The organism is Macrococcus sp. GL_134, from assembly GCF_057834705.1.
In genome coordinates, this window is the sequence record NZ_CM174409.1 from 242,934 (window position 1) to 265,856 (window position 22,923).

Annotated in this window: 22 protein-coding genes, 1 tRNA gene and 1 pseudogene; 19 read left to right on the forward strand and 5 right to left on the reverse strand. The window is 41.5% G+C overall.

The features are described from left to right. The first annotated feature begins 187 nt into the window (after window positions 1–187). The 4 genes from AC3IPL_RS01375 to AC3IPL_RS01390 all read left to right on the forward strand — a co-directional run bounded on the left by AC3IPL_RS01375 (window position 188) and on the right by AC3IPL_RS01390 (window position 3,884). On the forward strand, window positions 188–1,039 hold the full coding sequence (locus AC3IPL_RS01375; RefSeq protein WP_489241276.1) for a hypothetical protein: 852 nt from the start codon (window positions 188–190) through the stop codon (window positions 1,037–1,039). After that, window positions 1,036–1,920: a hypothetical protein gene (locus tag AC3IPL_RS01380; RefSeq protein WP_489241277.1), complete on the forward strand. Its 885-nt coding sequence runs from the start codon at window positions 1,036–1,038 to the stop codon at window positions 1,918–1,920. The genes AC3IPL_RS01375 and AC3IPL_RS01380 overlap by 4 nt, the downstream gene beginning before the upstream one ends. Before the next feature lie 140 nt (window positions 1,921–2,060). Further along, on the forward strand, window positions 2,061–3,260 hold the full coding sequence (locus AC3IPL_RS01385; RefSeq protein WP_489241278.1) for an MFS transporter: 1,200 nt from the start codon (window positions 2,061–2,063) through the stop codon (window positions 3,258–3,260). A 111-nt stretch (window positions 3,261–3,371) separates the two neighbouring features. After that, on the forward strand, window positions 3,372–3,884 hold the full coding sequence (locus tag AC3IPL_RS01390; protein ID WP_489241279.1) for a hypothetical protein: 513 nt from the start codon (window positions 3,372–3,374) through the stop codon (window positions 3,882–3,884). A 305-nt stretch (window positions 3,885–4,189) separates the two neighbouring features. On the opposite strand, the gene AC3IPL_RS01395 is transcribed toward AC3IPL_RS01390, so the two are convergent. After that, window positions 4,190–5,194: a hypothetical protein gene (locus AC3IPL_RS01395; protein ID WP_489241280.1), complete on the reverse strand. Its 1,005-nt coding sequence runs from the start codon at window positions 5,192–5,194 to the stop codon at window positions 4,190–4,192. A gap of 52 nt (window positions 5,195–5,246) precedes the next feature. Here AC3IPL_RS01395 and AC3IPL_RS01400 point away from each other — a divergent pair. From AC3IPL_RS01400 to AC3IPL_RS01435, 8 genes and pseudogenes are all read left to right on the forward strand, one after another. After that, window positions 5,247–6,377 (forward strand): annotated as a pseudogene (locus AC3IPL_RS01400) (SulP family inorganic anion transporter); the annotation flags it as partial. Between the two features lie 144 nt (window positions 6,378–6,521). Then, window positions 6,522–6,592, forward strand: a tRNA-Thr gene (locus tag AC3IPL_RS01405). 170 nt (window positions 6,593–6,762) lie between these two features. Further along, on the forward strand, window positions 6,763–7,236 hold the full coding sequence (locus AC3IPL_RS01410; RefSeq protein ID WP_489242229.1) for a peptide-methionine (S)-S-oxide reductase: 474 nt from the start codon (window positions 6,763–6,765) through the stop codon (window positions 7,234–7,236). A 205-nt stretch (window positions 7,237–7,441) separates the two neighbouring features. Further along, entirely contained in the window at window positions 7,442–9,319 is a 1,878-nt protein-coding gene (locus AC3IPL_RS01415; protein ID WP_489241281.1) for a heavy metal translocating P-type ATPase, read from the forward strand. A 134-nt stretch (window positions 9,320–9,453) separates the two neighbouring features. Beyond that, the gene (locus AC3IPL_RS01420; RefSeq protein WP_489241282.1) at window positions 9,454–10,437 is read left to right on the forward strand and encodes a VOC family protein; all 984 of its coding nucleotides are present in this window, start codon (window positions 9,454–9,456) and stop codon (window positions 10,435–10,437) included. Then, entirely contained in the window at window positions 10,430–10,747 is a 318-nt protein-coding gene (locus AC3IPL_RS01425; protein ID WP_489241283.1) for a thioredoxin family protein, read from the forward strand. The genes AC3IPL_RS01420 and AC3IPL_RS01425 overlap by 8 nt, the downstream gene beginning before the upstream one ends. 63 nt (window positions 10,748–10,810) lie before the next feature. Next, a complete protein-coding gene (locus tag AC3IPL_RS01430; RefSeq protein ID WP_489241284.1) occupies window positions 10,811–11,671 on the forward strand; it encodes a prephenate dehydrogenase in 861 nt (286 codons plus the stop codon). Window positions 11,672–11,853: 182 nt separating this feature from the next. Further along, on the forward strand, window positions 11,854–12,378 hold the full coding sequence (locus AC3IPL_RS01435) for a GNAT family N-acetyltransferase (protein ID WP_489241285.1): 525 nt from the start codon (window positions 11,854–11,856) through the stop codon (window positions 12,376–12,378). A gap of 31 nt (window positions 12,379–12,409) precedes the next feature. Here the strand turns inward: AC3IPL_RS01435 and AC3IPL_RS01440 are convergent, their stop codons facing one another. Beyond that, entirely contained in the window at window positions 12,410–13,435 is a 1,026-nt protein-coding gene (locus AC3IPL_RS01440; RefSeq protein ID WP_489241286.1) for a threonine aldolase family protein, read from the reverse strand. 86 nt (window positions 13,436–13,521) lie between these two features. Here AC3IPL_RS01440 and AC3IPL_RS01445 point away from each other — a divergent pair, with 86 nt between their 5' ends. Continuing rightward, the gene (locus tag AC3IPL_RS01445; protein ID WP_489241287.1) at window positions 13,522–14,025 is read left to right on the forward strand and encodes a GNAT family N-acetyltransferase; all 504 of its coding nucleotides are present in this window, start codon (window positions 13,522–13,524) and stop codon (window positions 14,023–14,025) included. Between the two features lie 114 nt (window positions 14,026–14,139). Further along, a complete protein-coding gene (locus tag AC3IPL_RS01450; protein ID WP_489241288.1) occupies window positions 14,140–15,699 on the forward strand; it encodes an amidase family protein in 1,560 nt (519 codons plus the stop codon). Between the two features lie 41 nt (window positions 15,700–15,740). On the opposite strand, the gene AC3IPL_RS01455 is transcribed toward AC3IPL_RS01450, so the two are convergent. Further along, on the reverse strand, window positions 15,741–17,186 hold the full coding sequence (locus AC3IPL_RS01455; protein ID WP_489241289.1) for a Mur ligase family protein: 1,446 nt from the start codon (window positions 17,184–17,186) through the stop codon (window positions 15,741–15,743). 151 nt (window positions 17,187–17,337) lie between these two features. On the opposite strand from AC3IPL_RS01455, the gene AC3IPL_RS01460 reads away from it, so the two are divergent. From AC3IPL_RS01460 to AC3IPL_RS01475, 4 genes are all read left to right on the forward strand, one after another. Next, the gene (locus AC3IPL_RS01460) at window positions 17,338–18,174 is read left to right on the forward strand and encodes an alpha/beta fold hydrolase (protein WP_489241290.1); all 837 of its coding nucleotides are present in this window, start codon (window positions 17,338–17,340) and stop codon (window positions 18,172–18,174) included. Between the two features lie 14 nt (window positions 18,175–18,188). Continuing rightward, on the forward strand, window positions 18,189–18,824 hold the full coding sequence (locus AC3IPL_RS01465) for an endonuclease III domain-containing protein (RefSeq protein ID WP_489241291.1): 636 nt from the start codon (window positions 18,189–18,191) through the stop codon (window positions 18,822–18,824). A gap of 87 nt (window positions 18,825–18,911) precedes the next feature. Then, entirely contained in the window at window positions 18,912–19,427 is a 516-nt protein-coding gene (locus AC3IPL_RS01470; RefSeq protein WP_489241292.1) for a GNAT family N-acetyltransferase, read from the forward strand. Between the two features lie 170 nt (window positions 19,428–19,597). Further along, a complete protein-coding gene (locus AC3IPL_RS01475; RefSeq protein WP_489241293.1) occupies window positions 19,598–20,437 on the forward strand; it encodes a manganese catalase in 840 nt (279 codons plus the stop codon). 25 nt (window positions 20,438–20,462) lie between these two features. Here the strand turns inward: AC3IPL_RS01475 and AC3IPL_RS01480 are convergent, their stop codons facing one another. Further along, window positions 20,463–21,362: a DMT family transporter gene (locus AC3IPL_RS01480; RefSeq protein ID WP_489241294.1), complete on the reverse strand. Its 900-nt coding sequence runs from the start codon at window positions 21,360–21,362 to the stop codon at window positions 20,463–20,465. Window positions 21,363–21,498: 136 nt separating this feature from the next. On the opposite strand from AC3IPL_RS01480, the gene AC3IPL_RS01485 reads away from it, so the two are divergent. Then, a complete protein-coding gene (locus AC3IPL_RS01485; protein ID WP_489241295.1) occupies window positions 21,499–21,939 on the forward strand; it encodes a DUF4825 domain-containing protein in 441 nt (146 codons plus the stop codon). A gap of 31 nt (window positions 21,940–21,970) precedes the next feature. Here AC3IPL_RS01485 and AC3IPL_RS01490 read toward each other — a convergent pair whose 3' ends face one another. Continuing rightward, on the reverse strand, window positions 21,971–22,906 hold the full coding sequence (locus tag AC3IPL_RS01490) for a DMT family transporter (protein ID WP_489241296.1): 936 nt from the start codon (window positions 22,904–22,906) through the stop codon (window positions 21,971–21,973). Between the last annotated feature and the right edge of the window lie 17 nt (window positions 22,907–22,923).

Here is a 22,923-nt window from a genome sequence, read left to right on the forward strand (position 1 = left end):
AGATGAAAAACTTGAATTCTTTAATCGGCCGTTAACCTATTACGCAAACCTTCTCGATGAAACATGGGATACAGAATGGTTTGAAGCGGGATAAAGTTAAGGGAATCATTATAATTAAAGATATTATTGTAAATTTTCTGAAAATATCATATCGTAATAGATAACATATTATAAAAAAGGTGCATCTATGAAAAATATACTGCGTGTATCAATCAATATATCGATGCTATTTTTAATCGCATGCCTACCTTCATTGTTCAAAACGCAGCACTTTAGTTTATCGAATTACATCATTGCTGTTAAAGAGACTGCTCTCGCCATATTCAATCCAGCTGATATTGTATTTGTTAATCAGAGGTCTGGTACTGCATATAATTTATTTCCTTTTATTCTTGAACCTTGGTTTAATACGTTCACCATACTGGTCAGTGCTATTTTTCTCTCGTTGCTGCTGTCACTGGTACTCATGTTCTTGATGTATCGTTACCAATGGGCTGAAAAAATCATCTATGCAGTGAACAACTGCTTGAGTATTATTCCGGATATTTTCTATATTCCGATATCTATCACTATGGTTATATTGATTTATCAATACACAGGAATGCTGTTGTTTGAAATAGCGACAAGTCAAAGTTCCAATGCCGTTGCCTTTCCAGTTTTAGTGTTACTTATCATACCTACTGTGAACAGCGTGACTTTACTATACGAACTGATGAAGAACGAAAAAAAGAATATGTATGTAGAGTTTGCTATATCAAAAGGATTAAGTGATTTTGAGGTATTTCGCAGACATATCCTTAACAACTTGATGCTTGGCTATTTGATTAACTTGAAACAGCTCATCTGGATTACCTTATCCAGCCTGCTGTTTCTTGAAAGAATTATGAACATATTCGGTGTCTCAGTTTTTATATTTGATTATAATTCACCCATTGTTCTATTTATTACATTCATGATGCTATATATTCCGATCGCTTTGCTATTTAGTGCTGCCGGTTATATAGTCAATCGTATGACGGGCAGGAGGATGGCTGAATGAGAAAAATATATACTTATTTGATGCTGCTCATTCTACCTGCTGTAATCGGCGTGGTGTATTTCGATGTGTTAGGAAAAAAGGTGAAGAAAACAAATTTTTACTATGATGATAATGGGGCTATTATTTCAAGTTCGCCATTCCCACCGAGTAGTCGAGCGATTTTTGGGGTGGATGCCAATTCAAATCATATGGCATTTGAAGTGCTGTCGGGCTATCGTATGACGCTTGCACTTATTGTAGTGGTCGCTTTCATTTCACTGCTCATTGCGGTCATTATCGGAACAGTGCTTGCCTATAACAAAAGAAACAGTATGCTCTATCAAGCAGCAATTAACCCGTTCTTCTACATTCCTCAGTCTATTCTAGCCTACATTTTATTACGGCCTGTATTATATGAAACAATAGATGGATTTGAAAATGGTGTAGTCTTCCGAATTTTTTATAATGTGGTAATTCTTATATTGCTCATGACACCGACAACAATCGCTTTGATCAAGGAGACTACAGAACTCATACTGGAAAAGGAATTTATTGATAGTGCCTTTACCATCAGTCCTAGTCGACTTCATATTTATATCAGACATATCTTACCTAATATGACACTACAGTACCTCATCATTTTTTTGAGAGTATTGTTCCAAGTGCTGATGGTCATCTCTCATTTGGCATTCTTTAAACTATTTTTTGGAGGGACGGATGTATGTTACGGTCCAGCATGTATAATTATTGAGCAACCTGTTTTACCTGAGCTGAGTAGTTTGCTTGGTTATCACTTCCATGACTTAGCATCCGCCTGGTGGACTTTTTACGCGCCTCTGTCAGCCATTATCTATATGATGGTCCTTACACAATTGACAGTCAGAGGCCTCAATCGACTGTAGGGTTGATACTGGTCGTTGTCATTCTTCCAGCCGATTAATTAACTGCTGTTAGACGTTCTTGATTCTACCGGATATAACCATTATGAATCATTTTTAGTCATATAACTCTGCTGAGTATTGGAATATAATAGAGGTAAGTCATGAAAACGTCAGGAGAAGACATGAGACATCTGCCACCTATTATTTATGTGTTACTACTTGCTACATTTCTTGCAAAAACAAGCCTGTTTCTTGCGACACCATTTCTATCGATTTATTTGATGGAGTCCTATCATTATTCTGCTACTCAAATCGGAGTGATCTTATCAGCTGCAGGAGTAGGTGGGATTGTCATGAGTACATTCGCCGGCAGCTTGATTGATCGCTTCAATAAACAGCAGATTATTTACATCGGCCTGATGATTACGATTGCCAGCTATGCGATGTTTCCGATAATTCATTCATATCTAGGATTCATTGCTTTTTCATTTGTATCAACGATCGGTGCATCGCTGGTCGATCCAACTTATCGTGTGCTGCTTGCAGAGTACACGCCGCAGGACAAGAAGAAGCTGGTCTTCAATGTCCGTTATTATCTGATTAATATTGCTGCTGCTATCGGACCACTGCTTGCGGCACAGCTGTTATTCTTAGGCATGAACCGCCTGTTCTACAGTGTATCCATTACATTCGCTGTCAATTTGCTGCTATTCATCGTTCTGTTCAGAACATTCAAACTCCAAATTACAAAAAATCCGGGCGATGAAAAAATCCCTTTTTTCAATGCCCTATATATTTTTAAGAAGAATCCAGCTTTTCTCTTTCTGTTATTAGGCAATCTCTTTATCATTTTTGGATATAATCAAATGTCTTCAACGCTGTCACAATATTTAGGTCATCAGTTTGATTATTCAGTAGCGGTGAAGAACTATGCCTATTTGCTGCTGGTCAATGCCATTACAGTATTAACGTGTCAGTACTTTGTTTTTAGAGTCAGTAAACTGATGACGACATCGACTGCAATGATGATCGGTGCTGTGTTATTACCGACAGGTCTCATCCTCTTCGGTGTCACGACAAATCTCATAGGACTTGCCATCGCTATGTTTATCTTCACTATAGGTGAGATGTTTGTATTCACTATGTGGGATATTAGAATTGATGAAATATCAGAACCTCATCTGAAAGGGTCTTATTACTCATTGACCGGCTTAACAGGCCTCAGCAGAATTATCGCACCACTCATCGGTGGTATCTTCCTCGATACAGTGCAGAATGGCGTTGTGTTATTTGCAATGCTCGGTGGCATCACTTACTGTGCAGTCTATTTCTTTAAGAGAAGTAGAGATGCCAGTCAGTAACGTTGGAATGATGCTTCAGTGAAACTTCAAAAGATCAATCTCAGTTTTAACGTCAGTGCACAGCGGATGATATGCTATAATGATTCAAAATGATTACTACAGGAGGCCGTTATGACGACATTATCTATACAGCAGGCAGTATTTCTGATCAGCACGCTCCGCCAGCAGCTGGAACGTGAAATGCAGAAGTTTCATTCGGAATACAGAACACCGATTGCAGTGAACAGCAAGACGATTGTGACAGAAGAGAAATCTAGAAAAGTGTTTGATTCATTGAATAAGATTAATCTGTTGAAACAAGATATCGTGACATTAAAAACAGCCATTCATCTCAAGAACTCTGAAACTGAAATTGAAACAGGCTATACAGCGTCTGCTATGCTTGAAGAACTGAAACTTGACCGTAATATCATCAGTAACCTCCAGAACTATACCGAATTCGGCTACGGACAGGAACGCGTTAAGACGGTTGCCGGCGTCGGTGTAGTAGAGGAAGGGATTATTGAAGAAGAGCGTGTTAATGCGTATATCGAAGAGCTGGAAGCAGCGGCTAATGTTAAGTCGATGAAAGTAGACCAGTTCAACAGTATGACGATGATTGACGTTGATTTGAAGACACAGTAACTGATTTTGGTAGAAAGAATGCTATTTAACAGCTATCCATTGATTCGGACGATAACGCCTTACAACTTACACTTTGTTACGCCTTATGAATGCGATGCTAGAAGACGAAAGAGTAGACCTCGTTATCTTTCGATGGGCATCAGCCAAAAACTTTGAGTGCCAAGTTTTGCCTTTAGCGGTACTCTTTAATATTAAGCTAATCCTTTATATAGTCCGATTGCTGTCTGTATATCAGCAAAAGTTGATTTAAAATATTGATATCAACCCCGTCTATTAATATAAACGGGGTTTGTTGTTATTTGGAATTAACGTTTCAAGTGATAAGTAAATGCTTCGTTGTCATCAGTATTAAAATTATTTTTGACGTCACCATTTTTAAATGAGTCTTGTCCGGTAAAATAAAATGTTAAAGTATCTGCTTCGTTCAATGACTCAATGCTTCCTTCAGAAAAATCTGGGTTAAAAGTCAGTATCGCCTTATAGCTGCCGTCTGCTTGTTCATCGACTGTATTTGTATCGAAGGAATAACTTTTCCCGTCTGAGTCTTTTAACACGACGTCATAAGTTTCTTGATCTCCTTCATATTCAATAGTGAGACGAGATGTAAGTGGATTGATCATCAGCTGCTGAATATCAATTGAACGGCCGTCAAACGTGTGATTTTGATTCATCTTGTAAAGAGCTGTATCTTTGGTTAACTCACTGCTGTCGACATTGATTTGATAGACCGCTTGTTCTTTACTGTTCGACTCACTGAATGTCAGTTCAAGTTCTTGTTGACCATCAAGTAGTGCGTCTCTTAAGTGAATAGTCTGTGTGTTTGATACAATCTGACGGGCCTCGTCAATTATCTCGCTGCTGCCAAATGAACCATCCATGACTTGATGCCCATTCAACTTGACACTTTGAGGTGAGATGCTAGCTTGATTCGCATCTCTATCATCAGGATAATCAACCAGCAGATGATAAGTTAAGTAATGGCCATCTGCGTAGACATCTGTCAACTTATAATCAATACCATTCACTGATAGTGTGTTGTTAATGTGCGTCGCATATTGTTTAGCTTTCGGTGATATGATATCAGACATTGAGTAGGTCATGTCATTTAGCAGTTTGCCGGCGGTTGCCTGCACAGTTTCGTTCGACAGGGCAGTAGGCACTAGTAAAAGTGCAGCACCTGTTCTGCCACCAATGTTAGGTGGATATAAACAAGGAGTCGGCAGTGCTACAAGCTTAATTGGAGTGATGCAGTATTTCATCGGTTCCCTTGCTACCCCGTTAGTCGGCTTGATGGGAGAAGGCAGTATCATCCCTTATGTTATCATGGTATACTTCTTCTATCTGTTTTTTTAGGAGGATATCATGTTAGAACGTATTAAAGAAGGATGGCTGAGTGGTGGCTGGGCCAATATTCTGGCCGGGATTGTTGTAGCATTGGCACTGATTCCTGAAGTCATTGCTTTTTCAGTGATTGCAGGCGTCGATCCTATGGTCGGGTTATATGCTTCGTTCATCATTGCTGTGACAATAGCATTCACAGGAGGTCGGCCGGCGATGATATCAGCAGCTGCCGGGGCAATTGCACTGCTGGTCTATCCGCTCGTCAAAACTTATGGAGTGGATTATTTGCTGGCTGCGACCATACTGATGGGAGTCATTCAAATCATATTGGGCCTGTTAAAGGTCGGACATTTAATGAAATATATTCCGAACACCGTTATGATCGGGTTCGTTGATGCATTAGCCATATTAATTTTTCACTCTCAGCTGCAGCACATCTTCGGTCTGTCGTGGGAGACGTATGTCTTTACAGGTATGACGATACTCATTGTCTCTATCATGCCGAAATTTTACACAAGAATACCCGCACCACTCGTTGCTGTCGTATTGTTGACGATCATCTCAATGATGACAGATGCAAATGTCAGAACGGTCGGTGATTTGGGAGAGATTACAAGAACACTGCCTCATTTTCTTATCCCGGATGTTCCGTGGAACTTCGAAACATTGAAAATCATCTTCCCGTACTCGTTATCAATGGCTGTCGTCGGTCTTGTAGAAAGTCTGCTGACCGCTCGTATTGTTGATGAGACTCTCAATTCTGACAGCGACAAAAATCGTGAATCAAGAGGGCAGGGTATCGCCAATATTCTGTCAGGGTTGTTCGGAGGCATCGGAGGCTGTGCGATGATTGGTCAGTCAGTGATGAATTTGCAGTCTGGCGGTACATCTAGGTTATCGTCACTGACAGCAGGAACATTTCTCATGTTCATGATTATCGTGCTCGGTGATTATCTTGTCCAAATTCCGATGTCTATATTAGCGGGCATCATGGTCGTCGTTGCATGGACCACGTTTGAGTTCAAGACATTCCTATTGATGAGAACAGCACCGAAAGCAGATAGTGCCGTCATCTTACTGACTATCATCTTAGTGCTGATCACGCATAACCTAGCAGTCGGCGTTATTGCGGGCAGCCTGTTGAATGTCATCTTGAAAAGAAATCATCAGTCAGCTGATAGAGTTGCGGATCAATAAAAAGACGCATCTATTTCTAGTGATTGGTGTGCCATCAAAAAAATAAGTTGACTTGTTCGTTGATAGTTTTGTTATAATGTTAGAGGACAGCAGAATCTCGCCTCTATAGTTAAGTGGTATAACCCATCAATGGTAATGATGAATCCTCAGTTCGATTCTGGGTGGAGGCATCCGGCACTTCTCGGTAATGAGAAGTGCCTTTTTTGTGTCGTATTGCTGGAATCAATAGACCATGAATTCTGTTTGGCACAGTTAATTCCTCTTTGTAGTTGATTGCTCATTCAAATGTTATGATTAGAACGTCAATAGGTAATGAATAACGAATTAAAGGGGGATCATGATGGAAACAGTATATTTTGCAGGAGGATGTCTCTGGGGCGTGCAGGCGTTTATGAAGACAATTCCAGGTGTTGTCATGACTGAAGCAGGTAGAGCGAATGGCAGCAGTCATACGCTGGACGGTGATTATGACGGTTATGCAGAATGTGTTAAGACTGTGTTTGACAGTCAGATCATCTCTCTCCACCAGCTGCTTGATGAGTTTTTTGAAATCATCGATCCATACAGTGTCAACAGACAGGGGAATGATATCGGTGAGAAATATCGAACAGGAGTCTATAGTGAGAACAAAGAACATCTTGAGCTGACCGCAGCCTATATTGCAGAGAGACCTGACCGTGAGAGTATTAAAGTCGAAGTTCTGCCGCTTAAGCATTATATTCGCAGTGCGGAAGAACATCAGGACCGTCTCGACAAGTATCCAGAAGATTACTGCCATATTCCTGTTCATATAATGAATAAATATCGAAAGTAGCAACAGAATGGTCTCTGAGACCATTCTGTTTTTTTAGCTGGAAAAAGAGAATGATGATGAAAATCATTATCAATTAGAAATAAAAATTCTCAATTAGTTGACTTATTTAATAAAAGTAACTATATTTATTTATAATAATTATAAATAAGGGTATAATACAAATAACAATTGTAAGATATTACTGAATTCATGAGGGGGAACTCATATGTTTAGTTATTTGATGAAATCACGACAAGGCCAATTCCTGCTTGCCGGCATTTTATTTACGATATTAGGATTTATATTATCTGGAGTGAATGATAACTTAGGACGGTTTTCATTTTATATTGCGATTTTCTTCCTAGGATTCTTTGCAGCAAAAGAAGCAGTCGTTGAAACGATTCAATCGAAGTCACCGAATGTCGACTTACTGATGATTCTTGCGGCGCTTGGTGCTGTAGTCATCAACTATGAATCTGAAGGTGCTGTGCTGCTTTTAATCTTTGCGGGTGCCGAAGCACTGGAAGATTATGCGTCAAACAAATCAACGAATGCAATTTCAGAACTGATGGCGCAAGTGCCGGATACTGCACACGTCCTAAAACCAAACGGTGAAATTATAGAAGTAGAGACCAGCGAATTGATAGTTGGTGATACGGTTGTCGTGTCAAAAGGTGAACAAATTCCGATTGATGGTGTCACAGATCGTACAGCAATGGTCAATGAATCAGCATTAACAGGTGAGGCAGTTCCAGTTGAAAAAGAAGCCGGGACAGAAGTGTTCGCCGGCACAATTAACGAAGGTAATGTATTCAATTTAACAGTTAATAAATTAAGCAGTGAAACTGTCTTCTCCAACATCATCAAAATGGTTGAAGAAGCACAGAATCGACCATCGAACGTTTCTAAGTTCATCGACCGTATTGAATCAAAGTATGTCATTGGTGTACTGATTGCGGTACCGATTTTCATCTTCATTCTGTATTATTTCAATCAACTGGAATTCCAGGAAGCTTTCTATAGAGGTATGGTGCTGCTCACTGTTGCCAGCCCATGTGCACTGGTTGCATCAGCGACACCTGCAACATTAAGTGCAATCAGTAATGGTGCGAAAAATGGTGTATTATTCAAAGGCGGCGCAGCGATGGAAGCACTCAGCAGAATGAATGTATTATACAGTGACAAAACAGGGACATTGACACTCGGTGAATTTCAAGTGACAGATTATGAAGTGTCTGAAGACGTTCTAAAAGAAGTTGTTTACATGGAACAGCAGTCCAGCCATCCGATTGCACAGGCCATCGTCGCGGGATTCAAATCGCTTAATCTCGACACGGTTGATCAGACACAGCCTGTAGAAGAGAAGACAGCTTCCGGTCTTGTGAAAGGGGATATTAAAGTCGGTAAGCCGTCAGCATTTGCAGGTTATAATGATCGTCATCATTATCAGGCAAAAGCAGCTGAAGGGAAGACGACTGTTCTTGTCAGCAAAGGGCACGACATCGTCGGTTACTTCTCACTTGCTGACCAAGTGCGTCAAGAGTCAGTGTCAGCAGTATCCGGCTTTCAGCAGCAGGACATTGATGTTATTCTTCTGACAGGTGATAACGAACAAGTAGCGAAGAAAGTCGCTGAGGAAGTAGGGATCAAGCGTTATATTCCGTCATGTCTGCCTGAAGACAAAATCAACTATGTCACTGACAGTCAGAAGAATCACAAACTGGTCGGCATGATTGGTGACGGTATTAATGATGCACCGGCATTAGCGAGTGCGGATATCGGTATCGCGATGGGAAGCGGCTCGTCAGTTGCGATGGAATCAGCAGATGTGGTTATCGTAAAAAGTGATCTATTGAAATTACTCTATAGTTTTAACTTAAGTAAGCGATTGAACCGTAAAATTATGATGAATGTGGTCTTCTCGTTATCAGTCATTGTCATCTTAGTTCTACTGAATATCTTCGGTGTGCTGACGCTGCCGACAGCGGTGCTCTTCCATGAAGGATCAACGATTCTTGTCATTTTGAACGGCTTACTGCTGCTTAGACAGCGCAAGGAAGAAGTCGTGGTCAAACATCCAGCTGCAGCTGAAATCACACAATAAGTCATGAAACATCATTCCAGCAATTGCTTGAATGGTGTTTTTTTATGATGATTGCGCTCACTGAAACTTCAGTGAAGAAAATCTTTGGACAACGTGGTATAATTTTTATACTAAGTAAATCGAAGGAGTAAGATATGAGACAAATATTAGGACACCATCATGCATCTGGTATTACGAAGAATGCGTCAGACAATTATCATTTTTATGCAGAAATTCTTGGAATGCGACTTGTGAAGAAGACAGTCAATCAAGATAGTCCAGATATGTATCATTTATTTTTCGGTGACAGAATCGGCAATGAAGGGACGGATATTACGTTCTTTGAAATTCCGATTGCTGGTCATACGTGGAGAGGGTCAGATAGTATTACATGTATTTCACTGCGTGTGCCGAGTGATGAAGCAATTCATTATTTCAAGAATCGGTTTGATCAATTCAATGTGAATTACGAAGAACCTGTTGTCATCAATGGTAGACTGACGCTTGAATTTGAAGATTTTGATCAGCAGAGACTGGCGCTGGTCAGTGACGCATCAGAAACATATGTGCCGCACTATGAACGTTGGGACAACAGTCCTGTACCAACGAAGTATCAAATCGCGGGACTCGGTCCGTTTCAGTTGGACGTCAGCGATCACGAAAGCTTCGAAGAAATGCTTATCAATTTGTTCGGTTATCGTATTGAACCTTCATTTGTTCATCCGGTGACCAATGACACAGTGCATGTATATAGCGCGAATAGAGGAGGTAGCAGCGATGAGCTCCACGTGAAACATAATCCAAGTGAGAGAGAGCGGCCGGGAAGAGGAAGTATGCATCATATTGCACTGCAGGTCAAAGATGAAGCTGAACTTGAAGAATGGCTGATCTGGCTGCGTGATAATGGATTGATGACATCACCGGTTATTGACCGATTCTTCTTTAAGTCGCTATATATTACAACGCCTGAACGGATTGTCATTGAACTTGCTACTAATGGTCCAGGATTTCTGGAAAATGAACCGGAGGAGACTTTAGGGGAACAGTTATCTCTGCCGCCATTTCTTGAAGACGATAGAATTGAAATTGAGAGTAAGTTAAAACCTATTCATATCAAAGGCGGGGGATTCGATGAATGAACTGACAAGCTATGATGAACTGCGGCAAGTCACTAAAACAGAATCGCTCGTGCTGATATATGTATCGACAGCAGGCTGTTCGGTATGTCATGCAGATTATCCGAAAGTACAAGCGATAGTGGACGCTCTCGAAGTACCTGCTTATGAACTTCGCGCCGACCAAGTACAAGAAGCGGTCGGTCAGCTGAGCTTGTTTGCAGCACCGGTCGTTCTTGTATTCTTTGAAGGGCGAGAGATTCATCGTCAAGCGCGCATTATTGATTTCAGACTGCTTGAGAAGAAATTGCAGCAAGTACAGAGTGCATCATAACAGTTGCCAAAAATATCATTTATTGTTACGCTTTAAACCATTAAAATATTTAGAGGTGACAGAATGGATATTGCAATAGTAGGACTGGGCGTTATAGGTGGAACATTCGCAAAAGCGATACGCCATCACGATAACAGTCATCGGATTATGGCGATTGATACGAATCATGAAGCGTTGAAACTGGCAGAGGAACAGGGCTTTATTGACTACGGGGAGACTGTGAATGAAACTATACTGCAGCAGGCAGACCTTGTAATATTTGCACTCTATCCTGAAGTGATGAAGCATTACGTCCGCACACATCAAGATGACTTCAAGGCAGGAGCGATCATCACTGACACAACAGGCGTCAAGCGCACGGTCATTGCATCGATGGCTGACGTCATCCCTGAACAAGTCGATTTCATATTCGGGCATCCGATGGCCGGCCGTGAAAAAAGGGGGTTTGAGTATGCAGATGCAAGTGTCTTTGAAGGCGCCAACTATGTCATTACACCGACTGAAGATAATGATCCAGACAACATTGAATGGTTCAAAGCGTTTCTATCCGATTTAGGATTCAAGCGGGTGACGATGACCGACGCCGATACACATGATGAGATGATTGCGCATACGAGTCAGCTGACTCATGCGATTGCTGTCGCTTTGATCAACAGTGACGACCGGTCACATGAAACCATCCGCTTCATCGGCGACAGCTATCGTGACTTGACGCGTATTGCGAATATGAATGAGAAGCTGTGGCCCGAACTCTTTATGAACAACAAAGATCATTTAATCACTTATATCGAACGGTTTGAAGAAGCGTTCAAAGAACTGAAGACTGCCATACAGGAAGATGATGCTCACAAGATGGAGCAAATCTTCAAAGAATCAACAGCACGGCGGATAAAACTACAGGAATCTGATTTAAGAATCCGTTAATTCACCTCTCTAGTTAATAGGGAGGTGTTTTTTAGATAAATCGTTGGATTGATGATTGAATAACGATTCATAATTTTTCATTGTCATTTTTATTTTAGTGTCACATACTAATTAAAAATAATGTGTCATATTAAATGTAAGCGATTTGTCCTGATTCTATACGGTAAAAGGGGAACACAAAGATGATACTATTTGAAACCGAACGATTGATCATTCGAAAAGGTGACCTGACCGACTTCGAAGACTGTTTGACGATTCGTAACAGCGCGCCATTTTTGAAGTATAATCCGATGCCTCCAGTGACAAAGGACGAAGGGTTGGATGAGTTCAAACAGTTGATCAAAGAGGGAACGATGAATGTCATTTCACTGAAAGAAGGAGCTATGATTGGAATGATCGATTCATATCCGGATGCTTTGAGGTATAACGTGAATAGTGAGATGATTTCATATAATATGAATGAACAGTATGCGGGTAAAGGTTATATGCAGGAAGCACTCCGAGGAATGATTGATCATTTGTTCAGACGCGAAGGTAAAGCCGTTATTTCTGCGCGTGTTTTCAAAGGGAACGATCTATCGAAGCATCTCTTTGAAAAAGCTGGTTTTACGCACGAAGGCACCTTGCGTCACTGTGTCAAAGGAAATGGTGATATTATTCACGATGACTGGATATTTTCATTGATGAAAGAAGAATATAATCAGTAAAACCCTTTCCGCTCGAGGAAAGGGTTGTCTGTTATAAATCGGTGATAAACTGTTTGATGTCTTCTTCTTTAGTCGACCAGCTGGTACAAATTCTGACGGCTTTCTGACCGTCGCCTGCATCTTCCCAGACATAGAACGAATAATTTTCGTGAAGAGATTTGATTTTGTCATCGGGCAGTATCGGAAATATTTGATTCGTCGGTGAATCATATTGCAGCCTGATTCCTTTTTCCTTGAATGCTTCAAGCAGCAGTTCTGCCATTTGGATAGCATGGTCAGAAATATCGAAATATAGATGGTCTTCGAATAATACTTTGAACTGCAGCCCGAGGAAACGTCCTTTTGCGAGCATGCCGCCGCGCTGCTTCATAATATACCGGAAATCTTCTTTCAGTGCATCGTGATTGATGACAATTGCTTCACCGAACATCGCTCCGACTTTCGTGCCGCCGATGTAGAACATATCTGTTAACTCAGTGAGGTCATGCAACGTCACATCATTATTTTTCGCGGCCATCCCGTAACCGAGACGTGCACCGTCGACCATTAAGTACAAGTTGTAATCGAGACAGACTGTTCTGATGGCCTGCAGTTCAGCTTTTGTATATAATGTGCCAAGTTCAGTGGGCTGGGACAGATAGACGAGTTTCGGCTGAGGGATATGTTCGTGCGTAGGATCGTCCCAGTGGTTCTCTACATAGGCTTGAATCTGTTCAGCACTGATCTTGCCTTCTGTATTGGTAAGTTCCAGTACTTTGTGGCCGGTCGACTCAATCGCGCCCGTTTCATGGACAGCGATATGGCCGGAGTCAGCAGAGAGTACTGCCTGGTGGGGACGTAGAACCGCTGAAATAATCGTTGTATTCACTTGAGTGCCGCCGACCATGAAGTGAACATCTACATCTTCGTTCTGACAATGCTGCTTAATATAGTTTGCAGCAAGTTGACAGTAGTCATCCTCACCATACCCAGGAAGCTGTTCGGTATTTGTTTTCATGAGTTCTTCTAATATTAAAGGGTGAGCACCTTCTGTATAATCATTATCAAATCTAATCATGTCAATCACTCATTTCGCAAATTGTAGTTTATTGATATGATTATATTATCATAAAATTCTGTATATGATGGCTGGAGGAGGTTACAATGATTGAGTTTAGAAGACTGACGACAGAAGACGAGCAGGCATTTATGACATACATCCAGAGTTGGAATAAGGATGAAGAGCTCGTACCGAGTGCGGTTGACTATGATCGTTACGACACATTTGAGACATTGATTGACGCATTGGCTTTCCGAGAAAGTGGTAAAGACTGGGTCAAGAACACCACACTGTTTTTATTTGTTGATGGCAGTATCGTCGGTGCAGGAAATATCAGGCATACACTCGATGAAGCATTACTAGCACGCGGTGGACATATCGGTTATGGTACAGGGCCGGCTCATAGAGGAAAAGGGTACGCGACGGATATCTTAAGGCGCAGTCTGGCCTTTCTAAGAGACATCGGAGTGAATCGTGTCCTGGTCACATGTGATGAAGATAACCTCAGTTCGGCACAAGTCATCATTAAAAACGGCGGCGTTGAAGATGTATCGTTTACAAAGGAAAATAACGAGAAAGTCAGACGATTCTGGATTGATAATGACTGATCGTAAGTCGTATGATGGCCGCTAGAGCCAACAAGCGACATCATTTAATGATTGCTTCATCAGTTTTAGGGAATGAATAATCAAACTATAATATTTATGAGAGAAGGAACAGATGTGAATAAGAAGAACATAGCCATCGGTGCTGCAGTAGGTATTGCAGCATTGGCAGCAACAGTAGGGATTACAACCGCACAAAAGAAAGAACCCAAGACCACTAAAGAATCGTACGCCATGTACAATAGAGAGCGTCTAGTTAAAACAATCGAACAACAGCTGGAAGATGTGAACATGGACATGGTTCGTGCCAAAGCTGAATTCATCATCGACCGCAACGTTGAAGAAATCCAAGAAGCCATCAGAAATAATGATTTGAACTATGAAATTTTAATGGCCTTCTATTTAGACCGAATCTTGACGTTTGATCAAGTCGAACAAGGGATCAATGGAATTTCAGAGGTGAATCCTAAAGCAATGGAACTCGCCCGCGAATGTGATGCGTCGCCAGTCGTCGAAAAAGGGGTGCTGTTCGGGATTCCTGTCTCAGTGAAGGAAAACATTAATACGGATGACATGATAACAAGTGTCGGTACGCATATTTTGCGCGATTTCATACCGGAAGAGGATGCAGATGTTGTAAAACGTCTGAAAGAAGCCGGCGCTATCATCTTTGCTAAGACGAATCTGTCAGAGCTTGCGAACTACATGTCACCGAAAATGCCGAGCGGGTATAGTTCTAAACACGGTCAGACGGTCAATCCGTATAACCCTCTTAAGCTGTCACCCCTTGGGTCAAGTTCAGGGGCTGGTACAAGTATGACAACGAATATGGGTACGCTGGCACTTGGAACTGAGACGACGGGTTCTATTGCTGCACCGGCTGCCTACACATCAACAGTCGGTTTCAAACCGAGCATCCACAAAACAGCAGGCGAAGGTGTCTTCCCGCTGGCATCCTCACTTGATGTAGTAGGGCCTATTACTAAATCGGTCACTGACGCAGTATACTGCTACAATGCTATTGCAGCTGACCGATTAGAACGGATTGATATCGATGATGTCCGTCAAGGGACTTTGACAGGCAAACGCATTGGAGTGATTCAAGATAAGCATGAGATGACTCAGGCAGCCATCAATTCATTACGTGAAGCGGGAGCAGACGTCATTGAACTTGAATTTGACACAGCTAATATTGATAACGCACCGATTATTAATGCTGAATTTGGTCCAGATGTTGAACAATATACAAAAAAACATCAATTACCATTCAATACATTGGATGATCTCATCGCTTATAACAAAGAAGATATGGCGAACCGAGGTAAATACGGTCAAGGTCACGTCATCAAAGCCGCTGGTACAGAGAAAGATCAAGCAGTTATTGATGAAATGATTGACAATGCTGCGCGCCATTACGACGACTTGATTGATCAATATCAATTAGACAGCATCGCTTATCTGGATTACTCAGGCACTATCGTCACTGCAGTTGCGGGGTATCCACAGATTACTATTCCGCTCGGGCTTGATCAAGACGGGTCCCCTCACGGTCTGACCATCACAGGTGAAATGAACGAAGACGAAAAAGTACTGCAGTTAGGCTATGCTTTTGAGCAGCACCATAATGGCAGAGTGCTGTTATCTGATGAAGACCTTAAAGCGCATTTAAAAAGATAGAAAAAAGAAGCAGTGATGACCAGCGCATCATTGCTTCTTCATTAAATATCTTGTAATAACGATTTGATATAAGACTGGTCGTCATGATCAATAGTCTGACCTTTGACATGCTGAGGTTCATTGATACCCGTCAACAAAATAATATCAGTCGCTGAATCAGTTACTTCAATCAGCTGGGCGATGCCTTGTTTTCTAGAAGTTGATGAGAGTACTTCTTCGGCATCATAATAGGCTGGTAAATGCTGCGTCATGGTAGCGACAATTTGTTCAGGGCTTTCATAACCTACTTGTTCTGCAGCAAGCATCAATTGATGGATACCTGAAGGCAACTGTTTAACTGTCATAATAATTTTCTCAAACCCTCTTAGACCGATACCAGTGACCATCACATTTAAGTTCTTATCACGCCTGAGCGCATACTTCATCGCGTTACGAATCGATTCATTAACTGCAACAGGCGTATGGGCAAAATCAAGAATGAACTGATAGTCTTGAACCGTCAGACGCTCAAAACGATGGACAGGTGGTTTTATCTCTGCTGCATATTGAAGCAGTAGGTCGGTTTGAAATCCTAATTTATGAAGCGCAAAAATACTAGTCGATAAATTAATAAAATTATGTTCTCCAAAAACTGACGAATATAGCCTTTTGTGCTCATCGCCAAATGTTAGATCGATAAAATCATCATATAATTTAAACTGATAGTAGCTGTTATGTTTGCTGGAGAAATGATACGGTCCTTTTGCGATGACGTGATATTCTTCTGTGTCCATGTTCACAAGTTGGTCTTTACTTAACTCAGCCAACCTTAATTTTGCTTCAAGGTAGTTATGGATTGTGCCATGGTATTCAAGATGTTCCGCACTGAAGTTAGTGAAAATGGCAAGGTCATTAGTAATGAAATCAGTTCGTCTTTGATCAAGAGCGATAGACGTTGCTTCATAAACGATATAATCATAATTTTGTTCAGCAAAATACTTGATGATCTCAGCCAATTCGAAATACATCGGTGTGGTCTGGGTAGAATAATCTAATTCGATTTCATTGTACTCATTATCAAAAATACCTAATGTACCAATGATTCCTGTTTTTTGACCCATACACGACAATAGTTTTGCTATCATATGCGCAGTTGTAGTCTTACCGTTAGTACCTGTCACTGCAATAAATTTCAAGCTGGAAATATAATCGTCGTATAACGCTGCTATCAGCTGGTTGGCTGCAGCCGCAAAGTCACTGACAACGACGACTGGAATAGGACTCTCTTCAATGGCAGCATCTGAAATAATAAGAACCGGCTTTTTTTCAATAGCGAGTTCAGCATAGTAAGCGGACTTATGAGACGATTTAAGCATAAAAATGCTATGTTCAGTAATATTTTGATACATCGTCACGATATGAGGTGTCAGTTCATCAAATAGTTCTATCTGATAGTCACCCGATATAATGTACGTGTCTATTAATTTAAGCATTGAAGAGATGTTCATCAAAATCCCTCATTCCTAAAATGATATTTAGTCAAAGTATACCTTATTATCGTGTAATAAAGACTAAATAGTGACTTAATATCAATATTTTAATCAATGTTAACAGCTTTATGCTATAAAATATCTCACCCGATCGAAAAGAGGAATAGGATTGAATCATAATGACGTTAAAAGTGAATCATGGGACATTGGTACAGGTGTTAAAGGTTATGTATGGCATGCAGGTAACGAGCGGGCAATATTGCTGCTTCAGCATGGATGGGGTGACTATGCAGAACGATTCGTACACCAGAATAATCAGATCATACCGGAATTATTGAAAATTGGTGTCACTGTCTATGCATTTGACATGCGCGGAAGCGGCAGATCACCTGGTGATAAAGGACGTACAGACGTGGAACAGGCGGTTAAAGATTTTGCGGCAGCAAGAGCAGCACTGAAAGACAAGTCACCGCTTTTTCTTTTAGGCCATTCTATTGGTGGATTAGTAGTCGTAACCAGCTTAATTGAAAGTCAGGATAATGTTGAGGGCGCCATTTTACTGTCTCCATCATTTGAACACCGGGTAAATATCATTGGCCGAAGTATTGTCAAATGGTTCGCTAAATTAATACCTAAAAGACAACTGCCTGTTCCGTCGCAAAGTTCCGACAAAATGACTGCAAAAGAAGAAAACATAAAAAAACTTGACCAGGATCCGATGCTCGTGTCTGAACGACTGCCGTGGATTTCAGCGAGCAGTGATATCAAAGTATCACGGGACAATCTCTCTCGTTACAACCAAATAGTAAGTCCACTGCTGGTCATTCATGGCACAGATGATCAATCTGCTAGTCATAAAAATACAACAGACTTTATCAATAGAGTGAACAGTAAAGACAAAACTTTCTACCTCGTAAAAAAAGGAAGACACATACTGTTAGATGATATACTACAAGATCAGACGTTGAATACGATTCTTAACTGGCTTGACAAACGACTTCAATAATAAAAGGTGATTGAATGAAGCTTGAAACAAAAGAATTATATGACATACTTCTCCATAACATGGGACCGCAAGGGTGGTGGCCGGCCAATAATGAAATCGAGATGATGATCGGCGCGCTGTTAGTCCAGAACACCAACTGGAATAATGTCGTACGATCGCTTGATAATATTCGGCAGCTAACAGCATTTGACCATCAAAGGCTGGCAGCACTGACTTCTTCTGAAGTGGAAGAACTTATCAGACCGAGCGGCTATTATAAGAGCAAAGCAAAAGCAATCAGCACACTGCTTAATTGGTTAGCTGAATACGACTTCGACTATCATCAATTATCACAGCATTTTGGAGAAGAGTTACGAAATGAACTCCTCAAACTCCATGGAATTGGACCTGAGACAGCAGACGTGTTATTAGTCTATTTGTTTCATCGTGTAGAATTTATTCCAGATAGTTATACGAGAAGACTGTACGCGAAACTCGGCTATAGCCATACAGAAAATTACAACCGCTTCAAAAAAGAAATAACACTGCCTTCAGACTTTACGACTGAAGACGCAAAAGAGTTTCATGGACTGCTCGATGAATTCGGCAAGAAATATTTATCAGGAAAACCAAAAGAAACCGAGCACTTTCTATCTGCTTACTTTATTTAATTTATTTTGCAAAACGAAAGTGATTCAACAGCATTTAATGATAGACGCTGTAACGACCATTCAACTGTATATAAGGAGTGATTCTGGATGCCGATTACATTACAACGATTGACTACAGCACATGTAGAAGAACTGCAGCAGCTCAGTATTAAGACATACCGAGAGACATTTGATGAACACAATTCAGAAGAGAATATGACGGCTTACTTAAGGCATGCCTATCATTCCGAAAAATTAATGCGTGAACTTCAACATCCTGATTCTCAGTTTTATTTTGTGTATGCCGATGATCAATTAGCCGGCTATTTGAAGGTGAATATGAATGAGGCACAGACTGAAGATATGGGCAGTGATGCATTAGAGATTGAGAGAGTTTATCTGCTGCAGGCGTTTCATCGAAAAGGGCTCGGCAAATATTTGTTTGATAAAGCCGTCTCAATTGCGTTATCAAATAACAAACAGCGTATTTGGCTCGGTGTCTGGGAACACAACGTGCAGGCACTGGCCTTCTATAAACAAATGGGATTTGTGTCAGAAGGAAGACATTCATTTTTTATGGGTGACGATGAACAGACGGATCTGATTTTAGTTAAAAACCTATAGCTTGAAAAATGATTAACTCAGCTTCCTGCTATGAAAGCCGAGTTAATCATTTTTATATATGAGATATTAAGTTCTGTAAAATTTATGTATTTTGAATGCGTGATGTTTATTTATTGCATGTAGAGGTATGTTCAAAGAGTATAATCAATTCAATTTAGGAGGTTACTCAAATGTTCTTACATGACAAACACTTACAATTTGAAGCGAAGCCGGTGAAACCTGATCCTTTAATGGCGAAGAAAGTCCAGGAGTTAATCGGTGGACAGTTTGGTGAGATGAGCGTAGCGATGCAGTATTTGTTCCAAGGATGGGGCGTCCGTAAAGGCAATGAAAAATACAAAGATTTATTGCTTGATATCGGTACTGAAGAATTAGGACATATTGAAATGCTGGCAACAATGGTAGGACGCCTGCTGGAAGGTACTGATATTAAGCATCAGGAATCTGCAGCGAAAGATCCAGTAGTCGGCTCGATTTTAGCAGGGATGAATCCGCAGCATGCGATTGTTTCAGGCTTAAACGCGCGTCCAGCTGACAGCGTCGGCAACCCATGGATGGGCAGCTATATTATTTCAAGTGGCAACTTACTGGCTGATTTCCGTGCCAACTTAAACGCTGAATCTCAAGGTAGAATACAGGCTGTACGTATTTACGAGATGGCTGATGATCCTGGCCTGAAAGATATGCTTGCCGTATTGATTGCCCGCGATTCTTTCCACCAGAACTTGTGGATGCAGGCGATCGCTGAACTTGAAGCAGCTGAAGGTAAAATTGTTCCTTCGACATTTGACCGTTCAAAAGAACGTACAGACATTGCATTCTCATTATACAACCATTCTGCCAGCTCAGAAGAGAGCAGTCTCGGCTCATGGGCAGAAGGCACAACGCCTGCAGGAGATGGTGAATTCAAATATGTAGAGAAGATTCCTTTTGAAGGCGAAGTACCTGAACTTAAAAATCCTCCTGAATCACTTCATAATACATTACCGCAGAACGATAAAAAGAAATAGCAGCCTAAACATCCTGAAGAAATCTTCAGGATGTTTTAGTGTCTTGCCGGATAGAGGAATAGATGACAATACTGAAGATAATCAGCATGCCGACGAACTGCATGAGGCCGAATGATGCATTCAGCCAGATGACGCTGAGTATGACCGCGGTCAATGGTTCCAGACAGCCGAGCAGGGCGACGATTTCAGCTTGCATGTAGTTGACACTCTCAAGATACAGCCAGAAGGCAAGCATCGTCCCGACAATGATGGAAATGGATAACAGCACATAACCACGGCTATCAAGCGAAAGAAAGTTAAATGACCAGCTGCGGTCGATCATACTCATGACTATTCCACCGATCAGCATGGCCCAGCCGACCACGACAAGCGACGGTGCATGTTTGAAGAGGTTGCCGGCGTACATAATATAGAATGCAGCAGCGATCGCACTGAGCAGACCCCAGTAGACAGCAGAAGATGCTACTTCAAATGATTTCAGACTGCCGTTTGTCAACAACAGAAATGTTCCGAACATCGACACTGTGACGATCAGCAGGTCCTGCCATTTAAATGGTTTTTTTCTCATCAACACAGCAAACATAAGAATGACTACTGGTGCTAGATATTGTAAGAGTGTAGCGACAGCAGCGTTACCTGCTTGAATGGATGCCATATAAGTATACTGGACAGCAAGCATGCCGAAAATGGCGTAGATGACCATCTGAAGCGCCGTGATTTTATTGTTGAATGGTGCGATGACCGGCTGCTTTCTAATAGATGCCAGTATGAGCAGCAATACACCGCTGACGAGCAACCGCAGTTTGACGTAATCATTGACGATAAGACCATAATCTTTGAACAGTATTTCAGCCACTGTGCCGCCGGTCCCCCAAAATATGGTACCGCATATAATCAGCAGTATGCCTTTTGTCTGATTCGACATGAGTGCCCTCCTTCATTTCATTTCTTTTATGGTACACGATACAACGGAATTATTAAACGAAATGTTTTGATGTCCTAAAAATTGCTGTCATAACAGGTCAGCCGTTATAATGAAATCAATATAAGGGGACGGGCGTATGAAGAGAATGATGAGTAGTCTTGTTGTCGTAGTGATACTTGCAGGATGCAGTGACATTAAGGCAGCCAATGTAGATGCATTATGGGACTGGAAGTCAGGGCATGTCGGAAATAACAGTGCAGTCATCAATATTCTAGGAGAAGCAGGCGCAAGAGAGCTTGGTGATTATACGATACAACTCCATACGACCACTGATTCTTACGGCCTGACCGTCAGTTACAGTAATATTACAGACCAGTTCAGCAAGGAGACAGCCGAACGTATCAGTGCGCTGGCAGTAGGATTAATCGGCAACTTGTCCTATGTAGAAGTGAAATCAACTGAGAAAACATATCGATTCACAGAAAAATCATTGAACAAAGAGCTGAAGATGAAAGTGAAAGACATGAGTAAAGACAAAGCGAAGCTCGAACAGTTTCTGCAGCAACCAAAAAACTGAATCCTTCTAATATAAAAAAGGAGTCAGTTTTTTAGAACAATTCTACAAGTATGACACCGACGACCATCAAGGCAATGCCTAGCAGCTGTACTGGTGTAATCGTTGTCTTCTTAGCACCGAGTAGACCGAAGCGGTCAATCAATAGGCTGCATAGAATTTGACCGAATAAGCTGAGAATGACTGCCATCCCTGTTCCGATAACAGGAACTAATGCGGCCATCCCCATGACAAACATGGAACCGAGAAGTCCTCCGGTGACAATCCACCAAGGTTTGCCGGAGCCAAATGCCAGTTTGACATTACTGAGCTTTCTAAAGACGGCTGTCACTAAGATGAACAATACGATCATACCCACTAAAAATGAGATAAAGGCTGCATGAATGGGTGAATTCAGGACGCTGCCAAGATGGCCGTTGACTGCAGCTTGAGTTGCCATTAACATCCCGGCACCAATACCGAATAATTGATACGGCAGCTTACTGTTTTCAGTGGATGGTTCATGGGATGTTCTGCGGCTCATCATATTGGGCAGTAGTACAATACAGATGAGACCGAGTACTAACACCGCTATACCGATGCCGCGGAGCAGTGTGAAAGGCTGGACCGGTGAGTTGAATAATCCGAAACTATCGATCAGCATACTTGCCAGTATCTGCCCCATAATCGGCAGCAGCACCGTCTGGACACCGCCGAGTTTAGGGAACAGCAGAATATTGCCTGTCAGTGCAACGACACCGAGCAACCCGCCTATCCAGATCCATGCGGGTTGTGAAGTGAACAGCTCTTTAGGGAAGAACAGCGTCTGTTTAGTCACCAGTGTGACTATCGCAAGGAACAGCATCCCCGTCGAAAATGAAATGAAGGATGCGACGAAAGGAGACAGCACATAACTCCGCAACCGTGAGTTGATCGCTGTCTGTACAGGTATACCGACCCCGATCAATAAAGCAATGACTAAATACAACATATTACCACTCCTGAGTC